The organism is Streptomyces spinosisporus (assembly GCF_022698145.1).
Taxonomy (GTDB): Bacteria; Actinomycetota; Actinomycetes; order Streptomycetales; family Streptomycetaceae; genus Streptomyces; species Streptomyces spinosisporus.
This window is the reverse complement of sequence record NZ_JALDAX010000010.1, coordinates 329,605-346,915: the sequence shown is the minus strand read 5'-3', so window position 1 is coordinate 346,915 and position 17,311 is coordinate 329,605. Positions and strand designations below refer to the sequence as shown.

14 protein-coding genes are annotated in these 17,311 nt (G+C 69.4%); 8 read left to right on the top strand and 6 right to left on the bottom strand.

The annotated features are described in order from the left end of the window. Nucleotides 1–14: 14 nt before the first annotated feature. From MQN93_RS26355 to MQN93_RS26340, 4 genes are all read left to right on the top strand, one after another. Nucleotides 15–1,409, top strand: coding sequence for an extracellular solute-binding protein (locus tag MQN93_RS26355; protein WP_037783796.1), 1,395 nt, complete (start codon nucleotides 15–17; stop codon nucleotides 1,407–1,409). Nucleotides 1,410–1,425: 16 nt separating this feature from the next. After that, nucleotides 1,426–2,382 (top strand): carbohydrate ABC transporter permease, encoded by a 957-nt coding sequence (locus MQN93_RS26350; RefSeq protein WP_242711501.1) that lies wholly within the window; start codon nucleotides 1,426–1,428, stop codon nucleotides 2,380–2,382. Nucleotides 2,383–2,390: 8 nt separating this feature from the next. Continuing rightward, nucleotides 2,391–3,230: a carbohydrate ABC transporter permease gene (locus tag MQN93_RS26345; RefSeq protein WP_242711500.1), complete on the top strand. Its 840-nt coding sequence runs from the start codon at nucleotides 2,391–2,393 to the stop codon at nucleotides 3,228–3,230. A 324-nt stretch (nucleotides 3,231–3,554) separates the two neighbouring features. Then, nucleotides 3,555–4,277 carry a helix-turn-helix domain-containing protein gene (locus MQN93_RS26340; protein WP_278191173.1) on the top strand — a complete coding sequence of 241 codons (723 nt, stop codon included), beginning with the start codon at nucleotides 3,555–3,557 and terminating at the stop codon, nucleotides 4,275–4,277. 31 nt (nucleotides 4,278–4,308) lie between these two features. Here MQN93_RS26340 and MQN93_RS26335 read toward each other — a convergent pair whose 3' ends face one another. Further along, the gene (locus tag MQN93_RS26335; protein WP_242711498.1) at nucleotides 4,309–5,334 is read right to left on the bottom strand and encodes an ATP-dependent 6-phosphofructokinase; all 1,026 of its coding nucleotides are present in this window, start codon (nucleotides 5,332–5,334) and stop codon (nucleotides 4,309–4,311) included. A 189-nt stretch (nucleotides 5,335–5,523) separates the two neighbouring features. Here MQN93_RS26335 and pta point away from each other — a divergent pair, with 189 nt between their 5' ends. From pta to pyk, 3 genes are all read left to right on the top strand, one after another. Continuing rightward, nucleotides 5,524–7,614 (top strand): phosphate acetyltransferase, encoded by a 2,091-nt coding sequence (pta, locus tag MQN93_RS26330; protein WP_242711497.1) that lies wholly within the window; start codon nucleotides 5,524–5,526, stop codon nucleotides 7,612–7,614. Beyond that, entirely contained in the window at nucleotides 7,611–8,816 is a 1,206-nt protein-coding gene (locus MQN93_RS26325; RefSeq protein WP_242711496.1) for an acetate kinase, read from the top strand. The genes pta and MQN93_RS26325 overlap by 4 nt, the downstream gene beginning before the upstream one ends. A gap of 104 nt (nucleotides 8,817–8,920) precedes the next feature. Continuing rightward, nucleotides 8,921–10,348: a pyruvate kinase gene (gene pyk, locus MQN93_RS26320; RefSeq protein ID WP_016438185.1), complete on the top strand. Its 1,428-nt coding sequence runs from the start codon at nucleotides 8,921–8,923 to the stop codon at nucleotides 10,346–10,348. Between the two features lie 108 nt (nucleotides 10,349–10,456). Here the strand turns inward: pyk and MQN93_RS26315 are convergent, their stop codons facing one another. The 4 genes from MQN93_RS26315 to MQN93_RS26300 form a co-directional block, all read right to left on the bottom strand. Next, nucleotides 10,457–11,776, bottom strand: coding sequence for a hypothetical protein (locus MQN93_RS26315; protein WP_242711495.1), 1,320 nt, complete (start codon nucleotides 11,774–11,776; stop codon nucleotides 10,457–10,459). Then, nucleotides 11,766–12,323 carry a DUF6114 domain-containing protein gene (locus MQN93_RS26310; protein WP_016438187.1) on the bottom strand — a complete coding sequence of 186 codons (558 nt, stop codon included), beginning with the start codon at nucleotides 12,321–12,323 and terminating at the stop codon, nucleotides 11,766–11,768. The genes MQN93_RS26315 and MQN93_RS26310 overlap by 11 nt, the downstream gene beginning before the upstream one ends. Nucleotides 12,324–12,454: 131 nt before the next feature. Further along, nucleotides 12,455–13,087: a DUF6230 family protein gene (locus tag MQN93_RS26305; RefSeq protein ID WP_016438188.1), complete on the bottom strand. Its 633-nt coding sequence runs from the start codon at nucleotides 13,085–13,087 to the stop codon at nucleotides 12,455–12,457. A 646-nt stretch (nucleotides 13,088–13,733) separates the two neighbouring features. After that, nucleotides 13,734–14,714 (bottom strand): tetratricopeptide repeat protein, encoded by a 981-nt coding sequence (locus MQN93_RS26300; RefSeq protein WP_242711494.1) that lies wholly within the window; start codon nucleotides 14,712–14,714, stop codon nucleotides 13,734–13,736. A gap of 209 nt (nucleotides 14,715–14,923) precedes the next feature. Here MQN93_RS26300 and MQN93_RS26295 point away from each other — a divergent pair, with 209 nt between their 5' ends. After that, nucleotides 14,924–15,553, top strand: a complete 630-nt coding sequence (locus MQN93_RS26295) for a TetR/AcrR family transcriptional regulator (RefSeq protein WP_242711493.1) — start codon at nucleotides 14,924–14,926, stop codon at nucleotides 15,551–15,553. Nucleotides 15,554–15,575: 22 nt separating this feature from the next. On the opposite strand, the gene icmA is transcribed toward MQN93_RS26295, so the two are convergent. After that, complete coding sequence (gene icmA / locus MQN93_RS26290) at nucleotides 15,576–17,276, bottom strand: coenzyme B12-dependent isobutyryl-CoA mutase large subunit (protein ID WP_242711492.1); 1,701 nt, start codon at nucleotides 17,274–17,276, stop codon at nucleotides 15,576–15,578. Nucleotides 17,277–17,311 lie beyond the last annotated feature (35 nt).

Here is a 17,311-nt window from a genome sequence, read left to right as displayed (position 1 = left end):
GTTCGCAGGAGGTCATGCCCGTGCGCCCCACCGCCTCCCTCCCCAAGCTCCCCGCCCTTGTCGTCGTCACGGCCCTGGCCGCAGGAGCCCTCACGGCCTGCGGATCCGGTTCCGGCAGCGACCCGGACACCGTGAAGATCTCCTACAAGCAGTCCACGGACAACTCGATCCATGTGATGGACGACTATGTCGAGGCCATGAAGAAGGAGTTCGAGAAGAAGTACCCGGGCAAGAAGGTCGAGCTCGTCCCGATCAAGGCCCCGGACTCGGAGTACTACACCAAGCTCCAGCAGATGCTCCGCTCCCCCAAGACCGCGCCCGACCTGGTCTACGAGGACACCTTCCTCATCAACTCGGACATCACCAGCGGGTACCTGAAGCCGCTCGATCCGTATCTGTCCAAGTGGCCGGACTGGAACCAGTTCATCGACACGGCCAAGTCCTCCACCACGGCCGAGGACGGCAAGACGTACGGCGTCCCGGACGGGACGGACACCCGCGGACTCTGGTTCGACAAGCGGGTGTTCAAGAAGGCGGGGCTGCCCATGAACTGGCAGCCGAAGAACTGGGACGAGGTCCTCGACGCCGCCCGCACCATCAAGAAGAAGGTGCCGGGCGTCGTCCCGCTCAACGTCTACACCGGCAAGCCGGCCGGCGAACGGGCCACCATGCAGGGCTTCGAGATGCTCCTGTACGGCACGAACGACACCAAGGGCGGCACCACGGACCCCCTGTACGACAAGGCGTCGAAGAAGTGGATCGCCGGGGGCCAGGGCTTCAAGGACGCCCTGTCCTTCGTCGAGACCGTCTACAAGGACAAGCTGGGTCCCGAGGTCTCCGACGCCCTCGACCCCAACTACGCCGTCTCGGTCAACAGCAGCCTGCTCCCCCAGGGCAAGGTCGGCATCAACCTCGACGGCTCCTGGCTCCCGCAGGCCTGGCTGAAGGGGAGCGGGCGTGAATGGGCGGACTGGTCCAAGCAGTTGGGCCTCGCGTACATGCCCACCCAGCACGGCCAGGCCCCCGGCAAGGTGAGCATGTCGGGCGGCTGGGCCTGGTCGATCCCCAGCAAGGCCGGCAACCCCGACCTCGCCTTCGACTTCATCAAGACGATGCAGACCGAGGCCAACGCGAAGAAGTGGTACATCGCCAACTCCGGCATCTCGGTGCGCAAGGACGTCGCCGAGGACCCGACGTACACGAGCGCCCAGCCCGGCATCAAGTTCTTCACCGACCTCGTCGCGAGCACCCACTACCGGCCCGCCTACCCCGCGTACCCGAAGGTCTCCGTCGCCATCCAGGAGGCCATGGAGGGCGTGACGACGGGTGACGCGTCCGTCGACAAGGCGGCGAGCGGCTACGACGACGCGCTGAAGGACGCCACCGACAACCAGGTGGTCCGCAAGTGAGCGGCGGAGACCGGCGATGACCGCCGCCACCCCGCACGCCGGAACGGGCCCGGAGACCGCCAAGATCCCTCCGGGCCCGCCCGCCCCACAGCCCGAGCGCCGACAGCGAACGTCCCTCGCGCGCAGCCTGACCCGGGCCCTGCCCGTCACCCCGGCCGTGGTCCTGCTGCTGCTCTTCCTCGCGGGCCCGATCGCCTACTGCGCCTATCTCGCCTTCACCGACCTGCAGTTGACCGGCCAGGCCCACTCCTCGTTCGTCGGCCTCGACAACTTCCGCAAGGCGTTCACGGACGACGAGTTCATCAACGCCGTATGGCTGACCCTGGTCTTCACGGTGGTGTCCTCGCTCCTCGGGCAGAACACCCTGGGTCTGGCGCTCGCGTCCCTGATGCAGCGCGCCTCCAAACCGGTGCGCACGATCACGGGCGGCATCGTCATCACCGCGTGGGTACTGCCGGAGGTGGTCGCCGGCTTCCTCCTCTACGCCTTCTTCCGCCGCGAGGGCACCCTGAACGCCATCCTGGACTGGCTCCATCTGCCGTCCCAGAACTGGCTGTACACCCTGCCGATCCTGGCGGTGTCGTTCGCGAACGTGTGGCGCGGCACGGCCTTCTCGATGCTGGTCTACTCGGCCGCGCTGAACGAGATCCCCAAGGAGATCACCGAGGCCGCCGAGGTCGACGGCGCGGGTGGCTGGCGCCGTATGTGGCACATCACGCTGCCGATGATCCGCCGCTCCATCGGCACGAACCTGATGCTCAACACCCTGCAGACCCTGTCGGTCTTCGGTCTGATCTGGGTGATGACGCGGGGCGGCCCGGGCAACAAGAGCCAGACCCTGCCCCTGTTCATGTACGAACAGGCCTTCCAGAACAGCATGATCGGCTACGGCACCGCGGTCGCCCTGCTGCTGCTCGTGGTCGGCTCGCTGTTCTCGCTGGTCTATATGCGCCTGCTGCGGACGGAGGTCTGACCGACACCATGGCCCTCTCACTCGCCTCCCGCCGCAGAGGCCGCCGACTGGCCGCCGACGCGGGCCTGCTGGTGGTGGCCGCCGCCTTCGTGCTGCCGCTGCTGTGGGTGCTGCTGTCGTCGGTGGACCCCCATCCGGACCTGCAGGTGAAGGCACCGGACGGTTTCACCTGGGACAACTTCGACGCCATCATGAACCAGCAGGTCACCTTCACACCGCTGCTGAACAGCCTGATCCTGTGCGGTGGCGCGACCTTGCTGACGGTGGTGTGCGCGGCCCTGGCGGCGTACCCGCTCTCCCGTTTCCGCTCCCGTCTGAACCGGCCGTTCCTGCTGACCATCCTGTTCGCGACGAGCCTGCCCATCACGGCGATCATGGTTCCGGTGTACGCGCTGTTCGTGCAGGTGAACCTGATCGACACCATGCAGGGCACCATCTTCTTCTTCGCCGCCTCCCAACTCCCCTTCGCCATCTGGCTGATGAAGAACTTCATGGACGGCGTGCCGAAGGAGCTGGAGGAGGCGGCCTGGACCGACGGGGCGTCCTCGATGCAGTCGCTGATCCGCATCGTCCTGCCCCTGATGGGGCCGGGCGTCGCGGTCGTCACCGTCTTCTCCTTCGTCGTCATGTGGGGGAACTTCTTCGTTCCCTTCATGCTCCTGATCACGGAGGACCAGATGCCGGCGAGCGTGAGCATCAACGACTTCTTCGGCAACCGGGGCCTGGTGGCGTACGGGCAGCTGGCCGCGTTCTCCATCGTGTACTCGACGCCGGTGATCCTGCTGTACGTGCTGATCGCCCGGCGGCTGGGCGGAGGCTTCGCACTGGGCGGCGCGGTCAAGGGGTGAGACCCGAGGCGCGGTCAAGGCGGGGGCGTCGGGATCGAGCCGCGCGTACGTGCCTTCGATGCCCGCCCGCGCGGGCGACACCGCGGCGGCCGGCGACACCCGATGCCGGCCGCCGGGGACGGCCACCGGCGGACGCATATGCCGCCTGAGCTTGTCCTTCACACGTGCGCCGTGGCGCGAACGCCTGCGCCGGCACGTCCGCCGCAGCGGTGGACGGGCTTCAGCCGCCCCTTTCCGGTCGCACGCGTGGCCGAATCCGTACGTTCCTACAATCCGTGATCCTGGCCGAACAGCCCGTAGTCACCGCTGCGCCGCCCGCCTAGCTTGTGCCGCGTGTTCCCACGCCCGCCCCGCCCGCACCAGTCCGCCCCGCCGTTCAACGCCATCGCCGCCCGCAGACTGCGTACCGCGCTCGCCATGGGGCCCGAGCACGTCGCCCACGGTCTGCGCACCTCCTACGGACTGCCCTACGTCAGCGCGGACCTGGTCGTCGCCTGGGAGCGCGGGCAGGTCGCCCCCACCAACCCCGAACTCAGCGCCCTCGCCGCCGTGTTGTGGTGCTCCCCCGGTGAACTCCTCGGAAAGCCGCGCACCTTGCGCGAACACCGCATCGCCCGCGGCCTCGCCCCCGAGGACGTCGCCCGCACCGCCGGCCTCGAACTGCCCGCCTATCTCCGCATGGAGGACACCAACGTCTGGCGCGGCAACGAGCGCCAGGCCACCGCTCTCGCCGAGATGCTCGACCTGTCGCTGCCGGACTTCGTCACCGTCACCGGCCGCGAGGCGAAGCTCGCCGAGATGCTGCGCAGTGCCGTGACCACGCGCTGGCAGGCCTACGTCCGGCCGGTCGCGAAGACGGTGCCCCTGGACCGGCGGCTGCTGGAGGACACCCTCCAGCAACTGCACCAGGACTACCAGGGACAGATGGTCGCCTCGCTGAGCTGGGCCGCCGGAAGCGCGGCGAGCGAGTCGAGCGACGCCGGGCGGGACTTCCTGGACCGGATCGTCGACCACTTCTGGGCCGCGGTCCAGGACAACACCGAGTGACGGGCGGCCCCCGCCACCGAAGTAACAGCTCCTAGAAGACCGACTCCGCCTCGTCCATCCGGTCCTTGGGGACCGTCTTCAGCTCGGTCACCGCCTCCGCGAGCGGCACCATCACGATGTCGGTGCCCCGGAGCGCGGTCATCCTGCCGAAGTCGCCCCGGTGCGCCGCCTCGATCGCGTGCCAGCCGAACCGGGTGGCGAGGACCCGGTCGTACGCCGTGGGGACGCCGCCGCGCTGGACGTGGCCGAGGATGACCGGCTTGGCCTCCTTGCCGAGCCGCCGCTCCAGCTCGTACGCCAGCGCCGTGCCGATGCCCTGGAAGCGTTCGTGGCCGAACTGGTCGATCTCGCCGTGGCCGTAGTCCATGGTGCCCTCGGCGGGATGCGCGCCCTCCGCCACGGCGATGACCGCGAACTTCTTGCCGCGGGAGAAGCGCTCCTCGACCATCTTGACCAGGTCGCCGGGGTCGAAGGGGCGCTCGGGCAGACAGATGCCGTGCGCGCCCGCCGCCATCCCGGACTCCAGCGCGATCCAGCCCGCGTGCCGGCCCATGACCTCGACGACCATCACCCGCTGGTGGGACTCGGCGGTGGTCTTCAGCCGGTCCATGGCCTCGGTGGCGACGCCGACGGCCGTGTCGAAGCCGAAGGTGCGGTCCGTGGAGGAGATGTCGTTGTCGATCGTCTTCGGGACGCCGACCACGGGCAGACCCGCGTCGGAGAGCATGCGGGCCGCCGTCAGCGTGCCCTCGCCGCCGATCGGGATGAGCGCGTCGATACCGAAGGCCTCGACCATGTCCTCGGCCCGCTCGCAGGCCTCGCGCAGCCGGTCCCGCTCCAGGCGGGAGGAGCCGAGGATGGTGCCGCCGCGGGCCAGGATGCCGCTGACCGACTCCAGGTCGAGGCTGCGGTAGCGCCCGTCGAGCAGGCCGGCGTAGCCGTCCTCGAAGCCGATCACCTCGTCGCCGTAGTGGTCCACGGCGCGGTGCACGACCGACCGGATCACGGCGTTCAGGCCGGGGCAGTCGCCGCCTGCGGTGAGAACTCCGATGCGCATCGTGCTGTGTCTCCTGCTCGCATTTGATACCGGTGAGCCAATGCGATTGTTTCATGCCCTGCGAGCGGACGCTGACGGGCGCCCTATCCAGCCCCGGAGGTATTGTCAAGAGGGTTCCGCTCGCCCCGGCGGGTGATCTTCGCGAGCCCTCGCCATGACACCGGACGCCAGACGAAACGGAGAGCACGCGTGACGCGCAGCGTGTACGTGACCGGTATCGACCGCGGCGACGGCCGCCAGATCGTCGAGCTGGGGGTCATGGAGCTGCTGACCCGCCAGGTCGACCGGGTCGGGGTCTTCCGGCCGCTGGTGCACCACAGTCCCGACCGCCTGTTCGAGCTGCTGCGCGCCCGTTACCGGCTCTCCCAGGACCCGGCCACCGTGTACGGCATGGACTACCACGAGGCGTCCGCGCTGCAGGCGGAACAGGGCACGGACGAGCTGGTGTCGGCCCTCGTGGACCGCTTCCACACGGTCGCGCGCGACTACGAGGTGATCCTCGTCCTCGGCACCGACTTCGCCGACACCCAGCTGCCCGACGAGCTCGCCCTCAACGCCCGGCTGGCCAACGAGTTCGGGGCGTCGGTGATACCGGTCGTCGGCGGCCGCGGGCAGAGCGCCGAGTCCGTGCTGGCCGAGACCCGCAACGCCCACCGGGCCTACGAGGGGCTGGGCTGCGACGTCCTCGCCATGGTCGCCAACCGGGTCGCGCGCGACGACCGGGACGCCATCGCGCAGAGCCTCGGCTCCCGGCTCCCGGTGCCCTGCTACGTCGTCCCGGACGAGCCCGCCCTCTCCGCCCCCACCGTCGCCCAGATCTCCCAGGCCCTCGGCGCCAAGGTCCTGCTCGGCGACGACGCGGGCCTCGCGCGCGACGCCCTCGACTTCGTCTTCGGCGGTGCGATGCTGCCGAACTTCCTCGCCGCCCTGACCCCGGGCTGTCTGGTCGTCACCCCCGGGGACCGCGCCGACCTGGTGGTGGGCTCGCTGGCCGCGCACAGCGCCGGCACCCCGCCGATCGCCGGGGTGCTGCTCACCCTGAACGAGGTGCCGCCCAAGGAGATCCTTACCCTCGCCGCCCGGCTCGCCCCGGGCACGCCGGTGCTCTCGGTGGCCGGCACCAGCTTTCCCACCGCCGCCGAACTCTTCTCCATGGAGGGGAAGTTGAACGCGGCCACACCACGCAAGGCGGAGACCGCGCTCGGTCTCTTCGAGCGCTACGCCGACACCGGCGAGCTGCTGCAAAGGGTCTCCGCGCCCAGCAGCGACCGCCTCACGCCGATGATGTTCGAGCACAAGCTGCTCGAACAGGCCCGTTCCGACAAGCGCCGGGTCGTCCTCCCGGAGGGCACCGAGGAGCGCATCCTGCACGCGGCCGAGGTGCTGCTGCGGCGCGGCATCTGCGACCTGACGCTGCTCGGGCCGGTCGAGCAGATCCGCAAGAAGGCCGCCGACCTCGGGATCGACCTGGCCGACGCGCAGCTGATCGACCCGGCCACCAGCGAGCTGCGCGACTCCTTCGCCGAGCAGTACGCCCTCCTGCGCGCCCACAAGGGCGTCACGGTCGAGCTGGCGTACGACGTCGTCTCGGACGTCAACTACTTCGGCACACTGATGGTGCAGGAGGGCCTGGCCGACGGCATGGTCTCGGGCTCGGTCCACTCGACGGCGGCGACCATCCGACCCGCCTTCGAGATCATCAAGACGAAGCCGGACACCGCCATCGTCTCCTCCGTCTTCTTCATGTGCCTCGCCGACAAGGTCCTCGCCTACGGCGACTGCGCCGTGAACCCGGACCCGGACGCGCGGCAGCTCGCCGACATCGCCATCCAGTCGGCCGCCACGGCGGCGCAGTTCGGCGTGGAGCCGCGGATCGCGATGCTGTCGTACTCCACGGGCACCTCCGGCACGGGCGCCGACGTGGACAAGGTGCGTGAGGCCACCGAGCTGGTGCGCTCGCGGCGGCCGGACCTGAGGATCGAGGGGCCGATCCAGTACGACGCCGCCGTGGAGCCGAGCGTCGCGGCCACCAAGCTGCCGGGCTCCGAAGTCGCCGGTCAGGCAAGCGTGTTGATCTTCCCCGACCTGAACACCGGCAACAACACCTACAAGGCCGTGCAGCGTTCGGCCGGCGCCATCGCGGTCGGCCCGGTGCTGCAGGGGCTGCGCAAGCCGGTCAACGACCTCTCCCGGGGCGCCCTCGTCTCGGACATCGTCAACACCGTCGCCATCACGGCCATCCAGGCCCAGAACCCGAACGAGAAGGCCGTCGCCCAGTGAGTCCGTCCCGTGTCCTCGTCCTCAACTCCGGCTCCTCGTCGGTGAAGTACCAGCTGCTCGACATGCGGGACAGCAGCAGGCTGGCCGCGGGACTCGTCGAGCGGATCGGCGAGGAGACCTCGCGGCTGAGGCACACCCCGCTCGCCCGGGGCGGCGAGACGCGCGAGTGGAACGCCCCGGTCGCCGACCACGAGGCGGCGCTGAAAGCCGTCTCGCAGGAGCTGGCGAAGGACGGCCTCGGCCTCGACTCGCCGGAGCTCGCCGCGATCGGGCACCGGGTCGTGCACGGCGGGCAGACCTTCACCGAGCCGACGGTCGTCGACGAGGCCGTGCTCGCCGAGATCGAACGGCTGATCCCGGTGGCACCGCTGCACAACCCGGCGAACCTCACCGGCATCCGCACAGCTCAGGCGCTGCGCCCGGACCTGCCGCAGGTCGCCGTCTTCGACACCGCCTTCCACACGACGATGCCGGAGTCGGCCGCCCGCTACGCGATCGACGTGCGCACCGCCGACGAGCACCGCATCAGGCGCTACGGCTTCCACGGCACCTCGCACGCTTATGTCTCCCGGGCCACCGCGAAGCTGCTCGGCAAGGCGCCGGAGGAGGTGAACGTGATCGTGCTGCACCTCGGCAACGGCGCGTCCGCCTCCGCCGTACGGGGCGGGAAGTGCGTGGACACCTCCATGGGGCTGACGCCTTTGGAGGGACTCGTGATGGGTACGCGATCCGGGGACGCCGATCCCGCCGTCATCTTCCATTTGGCGCGCGTTGGCAAAATGTCCATCGATGAAATCGACACTCTTCTCAACAAGAAGAGCGGGCTGGTCGGGCTGTGCGGCGACAACGACATGCGGGAGATACGACGCCGTATCGACGAGGGCGACGCTCGCGCACAGCTCGCCTTCGACATCTACATTCACCGGCTGAAGAAGTACATCGGTGCCTATTGCGCCGTTCTCGGTACGGTGGACGCGATCGCGTTCACCGCCGGAGTCGGCGAGAACGCCGCGCCGGTGCGGGAGGCCGCCGTCGCGGGCCTGGAGATCCTGGGCCTGGCGGTGGACGGCGAACGGAACGCCGTGCGCAGTGACGAACCGCGGCTGATCTCCCCCGAGGACGCACGGGTGAAGGTCGCCGTGGTGCCGACCGACGAAGAACTGGAAATCGCGACGCAGACCTACGCCCTGGTCGGGCGGTGACGATATGCGGCTCCGCCGTGTGGGCAACTGAGCACCCGGCCGCCCATTTGTATCTTCCGCCAGACGGAATATTCCGCGGCGAAACAAACCGATAGGATCGCCCCATGCGCCGTTCGAAAATCGTCTGTACTCTCGGCCCCGCGGTCGACTCCCACGAAATGCTGGTCTCGATGATCGAGGCCGGAATGAACGTGGCCAGGTTCAACTTCAGCCACGGCTCCCACGCCGAGCACCAGGCGCGGTACGACCGCGTCCGGGCCGCGTCCAAGGAGACCGGCCGGGCCATCGGCGTCCTCGCCGACCTGCAGGGCCCGAAGATCCGGCTGGAGACCTTCGCCGAGGGCCCGGTGGAGCTCGAGCGCGGTGACGAGTTCGTCATCACGACCGAGGACGTCCCGGGCGACAAGTCCGTCTGCGGCACGACGTACAAGGGCCTGCCCGGCGACGTCGACCGCGGCGACCAGATCCTCATCAACGACGGCAACGTCGAGCTGAAGGTCCTGGACGTCGACGGCCCGCGGGTGAGGACGATCGTCATCGAGGGCGGTGTCGTCTCCGACCACAAGGGCATCAACCTGCCCGGCGCGGCCGTCAACGTGCCGGCGCTGTCCGAGAAGGACGTCGAGGACCTCCGCTTCGCGCTGCGCATGGGCTGCGACATGGTCGCGCTGTCCTTCGTGCGGGACGCCAAGGACGTCGACGACGTCCACAAGGTGATGGACGAGGAGGGCCGCCGGGTCCCCGTCATCGCCAAGGTGGAGAAGCCGCAGGCGGTGCAGAACATGGAGGGCGTCGTGATGGCCTTCGACGCCGTCATGGTGGCCCGTGGCGACCTGGCCGTCGAGTACCCGCTCGAGAAGGTCCCGATGGTGCAGAAGCGCCTCATCGAGCTGTGCCGCCGCAACGCCAAGCCGGTGATCGTGGCGACCCAGATGATGGAGTCGATGATCACCAACTCCCGCCCCACGCGCGCCGAGGCGTCCGACGTCGCCAACGCGATCCTGGACGGCGCCGACGCGGTCATGCTGTCCGCCGAGTCGAGCGTGGGCGCGTACCCGGTCGAGACCGTGAAGACGATGTCGAAGATCGTGGCCGCGGCCGAGGAGGAGCTGCTCTCCAAGGGCCTGCAGCCGCTGGTGCCGGGCAAGAAGCCGCGCACGCAGGGCGGTTCGGTCGCCCGTGCCGCCTGCGAGATCGCCGACTTCCTCGGCGGCCGGGGCCTGGTGGCCTTCACGCAGTCCGGCGACACCGCCCGCCGGCTCTCGCGCTACCGCGCCCAGCAGCCGATCATCGCCTTCACCACCGACGAGGGCACCCGCAACCAGCTCACGCTCAGCTGGGGCGTGGAGTCGCACGTCGTGCCGTTCGTGAACACCACGGACGAGATGGTCGACATGGTCGACCAGGAGATCGCCAAGATCAACCGCTTCCACCCGGGCGAGACCGTCATCATCACCGCCGGCTCGCCCCCCGGCATCCCCGGCACCACCAACATGCTCCGGGTCCACCACATCGGCGGCGGCAGCAACTGACGCATCCGCACGGGGCCTTGAAGGCTCCTGTACGCCGCTGAGGGCGCCCCCTGCGACAGGGGGCGCCCTCAGCGCTTGTGCGGCTCCCGAACGGGCCTGTGGCGGCGCTCAGCCGATTCCGTCGGTGGTGTACACGTGCATACCGGGCACGTGCAGGGTGCCGCCGAACTGCGCGGCCTGGACGACGTGCACGTTCGTGAAGTAGATCAGCGGGATGTTCAGCGGCGGCGGGAAGCCGGGGCTGAACGTGATCGGGATGAGCCCGAACAGGTTCCCGGAGATGGACTCCGTGTACATCGTCGTGGCGCCGTCGCGGATCGTGGACGTGGTGCCCGAGCCGGCCTGGACGTGGTACGTCTTGCCCTGCTGCTTGTCCTTGACCGTCTGGTGCAGGTCGCCGATGTCGGTGCCGTCGGAGATGACGTATTTCAGCACCTTCTTGGTGGTGCCGTTGGCCGTCTTCACCTTGACGACGCCCTGGTAGTCGGCGCCCTTCAGCAGCAGCGAGCTGGCGCTCAGGTACCAGGGGTCGTCCGCCACCGGCACCTTGTTGTCGACGCCGCCCTCGTCGTCCGTCGCGGTGGGGCAGTCCCCCGCGTCCACGCTCGAACTCGGCGAGGGGTCGGCCGCCTTGGTGGCGTCCTGCGCCGCCTTCTCGGCCGCCTTGGTGGCGTCCTCCGCCGCCTTGGAGACCTTGTCGGTCGTGTCCTTCACGGTGCCGTTGACCGTGTCGGTGACCTTCTTGGTCGTGTCCTTGACGGTGCCCGTGAGGCTCTTGTCCGAGGACGCGCTCGCGCTCGGCGAGGCGGACGCGGACGGTGTGGCGCTCGCGCTGGGCGAGGACTTGTCGCTGCCGCCGCCCAGCAGACCGCCGAGGGCGTCACCGACGCCGCTCAGCAGTCCGCCGCCGCTGCTCTCCGACTCCGAGGGACTCGGCGAGGCGGTGGAACCGCTCGACGCGTCCTTGCCCGAACTGTCCGACGCGGACGGCGAAGGCGTCGCCTTGTCGCCCGAACCGGAGTCCGACGAGCCCGCCTTGTCCGAGCCGGAGCTCTTCGAGGAGTCCTTCGCGGAGTCCGACGCGGACGGCGAGGGCGAGGCCTTGTCGTCCTTGCTCTGAGAGGCGGACGGCGACGGCGAGGCCGAGGCGTCGTCGCCGAGCGCGGCGACGCAGTCCTTGTACTCGTCGGCCGTCAGGCTCTTCGCCGTCGGGGACGGCGTGCCGCCACCCCCGGCCGCGAGGGCGAGGGAGGACGTGAAGCCCATGCCCACGAGGACCGCGGTCGGCATCGCCGCCATGGCTATCGCCTTGCCCGCAGGCATGTGGAACCTGGTGAACAACGGCTTCTTGGGAGCCGCGTGGCGGGCCCTGGTTCTCTCACGGGACTCGTCCACATCAGCCCCGTGGATCACCTCGTCAGCCGGCACTGTGCCTCCCGTTCACCCCGTTGGCCGGGCTCGTTCCTGACAGATCGTGCGGCTCGCCCACCACGGGCTTGAGGATGGTGGTGTCCGTGTCCATGGCCTGCGGGGCGCCGCCCGTACCCGGCGTGTCCTCCTGCTCCTCCTCGACGGGCGGCTCGCCCGGCGCCCAGGCCACGGCCATGGATCCGCCGATCAGCGAGAGCAGGAAGCCCATGAGGAAGCCGCCGAGGTTGGACACGGGAATGGACACCAGTCCCAGAAGGATCGCCGCGATACCCGCGAAGGTCCGCACGTGCTTCTGGAACCAGAGGCTGAAGCCCAGGACGACCAGCAGCACCCCGATGATCAGGGACCCGGCCCCGGCGGTGGTGGCCATCGCCAGCGTCAGGTGCCCCACCTGGAGGTGGGCGTACGGGAAGTAGGCGATGGGGAGTCCGGCCAGCATGACGAACAGGCCGGCCCAGAACGGCCGCGTGCCCCGCCAGGCGCGGAACTGCACCCTCCGGCGGCTGAACTGGCCGGCGGGCTCGGCAGGAGTCTCGGCGCTCATGGAATACAGCTCCCTGGTGCGGCTTTGCTGTGGTGATGGTGCTGTGGTGGTGGGTTGTAGTACGTGTGAAGACAGTCCTGGAAGGGTGACGGGCGGGGGCGCCATCGGCTCCCCCGCCCGTCAACGAGTGCCTAGTAGCACTCGTGCGTACCCGTCTTCACGGACATCTTCAGCCCGCTGAGCTTGAAGGTTCCGGCGGTGGTCGCCCACGCCGTCTGCTTCACACCGCTCAGCGTGGCCGAGTCGGCCTGCTGTGCGAACCCGTACGGGTTCGCGGTGTCACCGCTCTTGATGCCGGGACCCTTGCTGGCGTCCTTGGCGGCCACACCGATGTCGATGTTCTTGAACGTCGCGTCGGCGCTCAGGTCATCGAGGTCGATGTAGAGGTTGTCGGCCTCGACCGGCGTGCTGCCGCCGCCCGCCTTCAGCACCAGGCTGACGGTGCCGATCACCGGGATGTCCGGGGTGACCACGGACTGGCACAGGCCCTTGATCGACGCGGACTTGAACGCCGAGACGGCGACCGGGTGGGCCGTCTTCTTGCCGTCGAGGGTGTACCCCGAGTCAACGGCGCCGTACTGCGAGAAGCCGGTGCCGGTCAGCTGGTCGGCCGTCACCTTGAACTGCTGGCCTGACACGCTGAATGACGCGGCGAGAGCGCCCTGCGCGAGGGCGACACCTATCGCGGCCGTAGCGGCGACGCTGGGCACCATGACCACAGCGAACCGCTTCCATCTGGTCCCGCCACGCACCTGGGACTCCATATTTCCTCCTTCTCGGACGTACATCTCCTGGTCCCGACCGCCCCTTTGTCGGCGGCTCGGCCGGGCAGGGATGGGAGAAGTGCTACGTCCTCGGGAAGGAGAGCGCCTGCACTCGGAGGCGCGAACCGCGCACCGATCACCGGCGATCACCCCCGAGCGACAACCACTGGTCGCGCCTGACACGCATCACGCACAACCTTGCTGGACAGGCTTCGCCGAGTGGACGAAGACCCCCCTGCCCAAGAGCCGGCGTCAGGGACGTCGGCTCTGCTCGGTGGGGACCCAGGAACTCCCGCGACCCGACCGGCTGTCGGGGTACGGGTTAGGACCGAGCGTCGCCGATCGTGGTGCATTCTCGCCGCCCGCACAAGGGGCTTCGTTACTGGGTAGTAACGGCCGGATAACCGTCGGACGACCCACAGGTCTCGGCCGACGACAGAGGGTGCTGTCAACGGCGCGGACAAAACCGTTGATCATTGGACAGAAACCGACAGATCAACGCCCGGAACTTACTGGCAGTAACAGCGGCCGCGTTTACCAAGTTTTGGTAAAGCACGGCCGCACTGACGTTCCATCGGCAAATCTTTCACTTGGGCATCACATGCCCCGGCGTTTAGCGACTGGTCAGAACCGGCCCCGCGCCCTGTCAGAAGAGTGCGCGCGCGAGCGCCCTGCGTGACGACGCCACTCTCGGATCATCGGTCCCGACAACCTCAAAGAGCTCCAGCAGTCGCAGGCGTACCGTGTCCCGCTCGTCACCCGCCGTGCGCCGGATCGTGTCGATGAGCCGTCCGAAGGCGTCCTCGACATGACCGCCGACGAGATCCAGATCGGCCGCGGTGATCTGCGCCTGGGCGTCGCCCGGCTTGTCGGCCGCGTCCCTGCGCACCTGCTGCGGGTCCAGGCCCTGCACCCGCTGGAGCAACTCTGCCTGCGCGAGCCCGAGTTTGGCCTCGGGGTGGCCCGGGTCCTCGCTCAGCACGTTCTTGTACGCCTGCACCGCTCCGCCGAGGTCGCCCGAGTCCAGGGCCCGCACGGCGGCCTCGAGGAGCGCGTCGTACGGCCCGGCCGGCGCCTTCTCCGCCGCGGCGGGGCCGCCGCCCGGCTCCGCGTCCGGGTCGACCGTCAGACCGGTCAGACCGAAGCGCTGCTCGGCCACCTGCACCAGCTGGTCCAGGGTCTGGCGGATCTGGGCCTCGCCGGCCGCCCCCTGGAAGAGCGGCAGCGCCTGCCCGGCGACCACTGCGAAGACCGCCGGGATGCCCTGGATCCCGAACTGCTGCATCAGCATCTGATTGGCGTCGACGTCGACCTTTGCGAGCAGGAAGCGGCCGTTGTACTCGACGGCGAGCCGTTCGAGCACGGGGCTCAACTGCTTGCAGGGCTCGCACCACTCGGCCCAGAAGTCGATGACGACGGGCACCTCGGTGGACCGCTGCAGGACGTCGCTCTCGAATCCGGCCTCGTCTACGTCGATCACCAGGTCGGCCGGAGAGACGGCACCCGGGCCGCCGCCCTGCCGCGCGGCTTCGGCGCGCGCCTGCTCCGCCTTCGCCTTGGCCTCCTGGGCCGCCTTCACCGCGGCGAGGTCGACGACTCCGCTCATGGACATGTTCCGTGGCTGCATGCGTCTATCCTCCCCCGTCCGCCCGCGGTGTGTGAAAAGCCGTGTGAAAGCCGGTCGTACTGCGCTGTGTCCGGCGTCGGGTCCCCACCCCGCGCCACGCCAGCGGTTTCGCTACGAGTCGTAGCGTAATGGCACCGGGTGCCTTCCCGCGACCACCCCCCGGTGATCTCCCTCACTGCCTCACAAGAACGGCCGGTTATGGTCGTCAGATGCAGAGCCGCACCCCCGTCACCCGCGCCTCGGGACGCCCGCGCAGCGCCGAGGCGGCCGCCGCGATCCTCGCGGCGACGCGGGAGGCGCTGGTGGAGCTGGGCTGGTCGAAGCTCACCCTGGGAGACGTGGCGACGCGCGCGGGGGTTGCGAAGACGACCCTCTACCGCCGCTGGGCGGGCAAGAACGAACTGGTGGTCGACGCGGTGGCGGAGCTCTTCGACGAGCTCGTCCTGCCCGACCGCGGCACACTGGCGGCCGACATCGAGGGCGTGGTTTTGCAGTTCGCGACGATCCTGGCCCGCCCGGAGGCCAGGAGCGGCCTGATGGCGGTGGTCGCCGAGGCGACCCGCGACGAGGCGCTGCGCGAGCGCATCCGCGAGTCGATCGTCACCCGTCAGAAGCGGCTGGTTCTGGAGGGCCGGGCGCGCGCCCAGGCGCGCGGCGAACTGCCCCCGGAGACCGATCCCCTGGAGGCGGCCCGCACGGTCGACCTGATCTTCGACGTGGTGGCCGGCGCGGTGGTGCACCGCACCCTGGTGAGCGCGGAGCCGGCCGACGAGGACTGGGCGCGCGGTTTCACGCGCGTCCTGCTGCTGGGCCTCAAGGGGGCCTCCCAGTCCGACTAGGGGCCCCCTCTGCCTTCCGTGGTCAGAACCCGGCGGGTTCGGTGTACACCCCCCACTCGTCCCGCAGCACTCCGCAGATCTCGCCCATGGTGGCCTCGGCGCGGACGGCGTCCAGCATCGGCTCGATCATGTTGGCGCCGGAGCGGGCCGCCTCGAGCATCGCGTCCAGGGCCGTGCGCACGGCGCTGTCGTCCCGGGCGGCCTTGCGGGCGGCCAGCGCCCGCACCTGCTCCCGCTCGACCTCGTGGCTGACGCGCAGGATCTCCAGGTCGCCGGTGACGGACCCGGTGTGGACGTTCACCCCCACGACCTTCTTGTCGCCCTTCTCCAGGGCCCGTTGGTACCGGAAGGCGGACTCGGCGATCTCGCCGGTGAACCAGCCGTCCTCGATCCCGCGCAGGATCCCGGAGGTGATCGGACCGATCGGGTGCTTTCCGTCCGGATGCGCCCGCAGACCCCGCTCCTTTATCTGCTCGAAGATCTTCTCCGCGTCCGCCTCGATCCGGTCGGTGAGCTGCTCGACGAACCACGAACCGCCCAGCGGGTCCGCGACGTTGGCGACGCCGGTCTCCTCCATCAGCACCTGCTGCGTGCGCAGCGCGATCTCCGCCGCCTGCTCGCTCGGCAGCGCGAGGGTCTCGTCCAGGGCGTTGGTGTGCAGCGAGTTGGTCCCGCCGAGCACCGCGGCGAGCGCCTCGACGGCCGTACGCACGACGTTGTTGTACGGCTGCTGCGCGGTCAGGGAGACGCCGGCGGTCTGGGTGTGGAAGCGCAGCCACTGCGCCTTCTCGCTCTTCGCGCCGTAGACGTCCCGCATCCAGCGGGCCCAGATGCGGCGCGCGGCACGGAACTTGGCGATCTCCTCGAAGAAGTCGACGTGCGCGTCGAAGAAGAAGGACAGGCCGGGTGCGAACACGTCCACGTCGAGCCCGCGGCTGAGTCCGAGCTCCACGTACCCGAACCCGTCGGCCAGGGTGTACGCCAGCTCCTGCGCGGCCGTCGAGCCGGCCTCGCGGATGTGGTAGCCGGAGACGGACAGCGGCTTGTAGGCGGGGATGCCGGCGGCGCAGTGCTCCATCAGGTCGCCGATGAGGCGCAGATGGGGCTCGGGCTGGAAGAGCCACTCCTTCTGCGCGATGTACTCCTTGAAGATGTCCGTCTGCAGCGTGCCGTTGAGCACGGCGGGGTCGACGCCCTGCCGCTCGGCCGCGACCAGGTACATGCAGAAGGCGGGCACGGCCGGTCCGCTGATCGTCATGGACGTGGTCACATCACCCAGCGGGATGTCCTTGAACAGGACCTCCATGTCGGCCGCGGAGTCGATGGCCACCCCGCAGTGCCCGACCTCGCCGAGCGAGCGCGGGTCGTCGGAGTCGCGGCCCATGAGCGTCGGCATGTCGAAGGCGACGGACAGGCCTCCGCCGCCGTTGCGCAGGATCATCTTGTAGCGCTCGTTGGTCTGCTCGGCGTTGCCGAACCCGGCGAACTGCCGGATGGTCCACGTCCGCCCCCGGTACCCGGTCGGGTACAGCCCGCGCGTGAAGGGGTACTCCCCGGGCCACCCGATGCGCTCGAACCCGTCGTACGTGTCCCCCGGCCGGGGTCCGTACACGGGCTCCACGGGGTCACCGGAGAGCGTGGTGAAGTCGGCCTCACGCTTGCGCGAAGCGTCGTACCGGGCCTGCCAGCGTCGGCGGCCCTCCTCGATGGCGTCAGCGTCCATACCATCCAATTTACTTGGACGTCCAAGTAAATGTC

Bases quoted from the DNA above. Each gene is read 5' to 3' on its own strand.
- MQN93_RS26355 (WP_037783796.1), top strand. From the start codon at position 15: ATGCCCGTGCGCCCCACCGCCTCCCTCCCCAAGCTCCCCGCCCTTGTC.
- MQN93_RS26350 (WP_242711501.1), top strand. From the start codon at position 1,426: ATGACCGCCGCCACCCCGCACGCCGGAACGGGCCCGGAGACCGCCAAG.
- MQN93_RS26345 (WP_242711500.1), top strand. From the start codon at position 2,391: ATGGCCCTCTCACTCGCCTCCCGCCGCAGAGGCCGCCGACTGGCCGCC.
- MQN93_RS26335 (WP_242711498.1), bottom strand. From the start codon at position 5,334: ATGCGCATCGGAGTTCTCACCGCAGGCGGCGACTGCCCCGGCCTGAAC.
- pyk (WP_016438185.1), top strand. From the start codon at position 8,921: ATGCGCCGTTCGAAAATCGTCTGTACTCTCGGCCCCGCGGTCGACTCC.
- MQN93_RS26310 (WP_016438187.1), bottom strand. From the start codon at position 12,323: ATGAGCGCCGAGACTCCTGCCGAGCCCGCCGGCCAGTTCAGCCGCCGG.
- MQN93_RS26305 (WP_016438188.1), bottom strand. From the start codon at position 13,087: ATGGAGTCCCAGGTGCGTGGCGGGACCAGATGGAAGCGGTTCGCTGTG.
- MQN93_RS26300 (WP_242711494.1), bottom strand. From the start codon at position 14,714: ATGCAGCCACGGAACATGTCCATGAGCGGAGTCGTCGACCTCGCCGCG.
- MQN93_RS26295 (WP_242711493.1), top strand. From the start codon at position 14,924: ATGCAGAGCCGCACCCCCGTCACCCGCGCCTCGGGACGCCCGCGCAGC.
- icmA (WP_242711492.1), bottom strand. From the start codon at position 17,276: ATGGACGCTGACGCCATCGAGGAGGGCCGCCGACGCTGGCAGGCCCGG.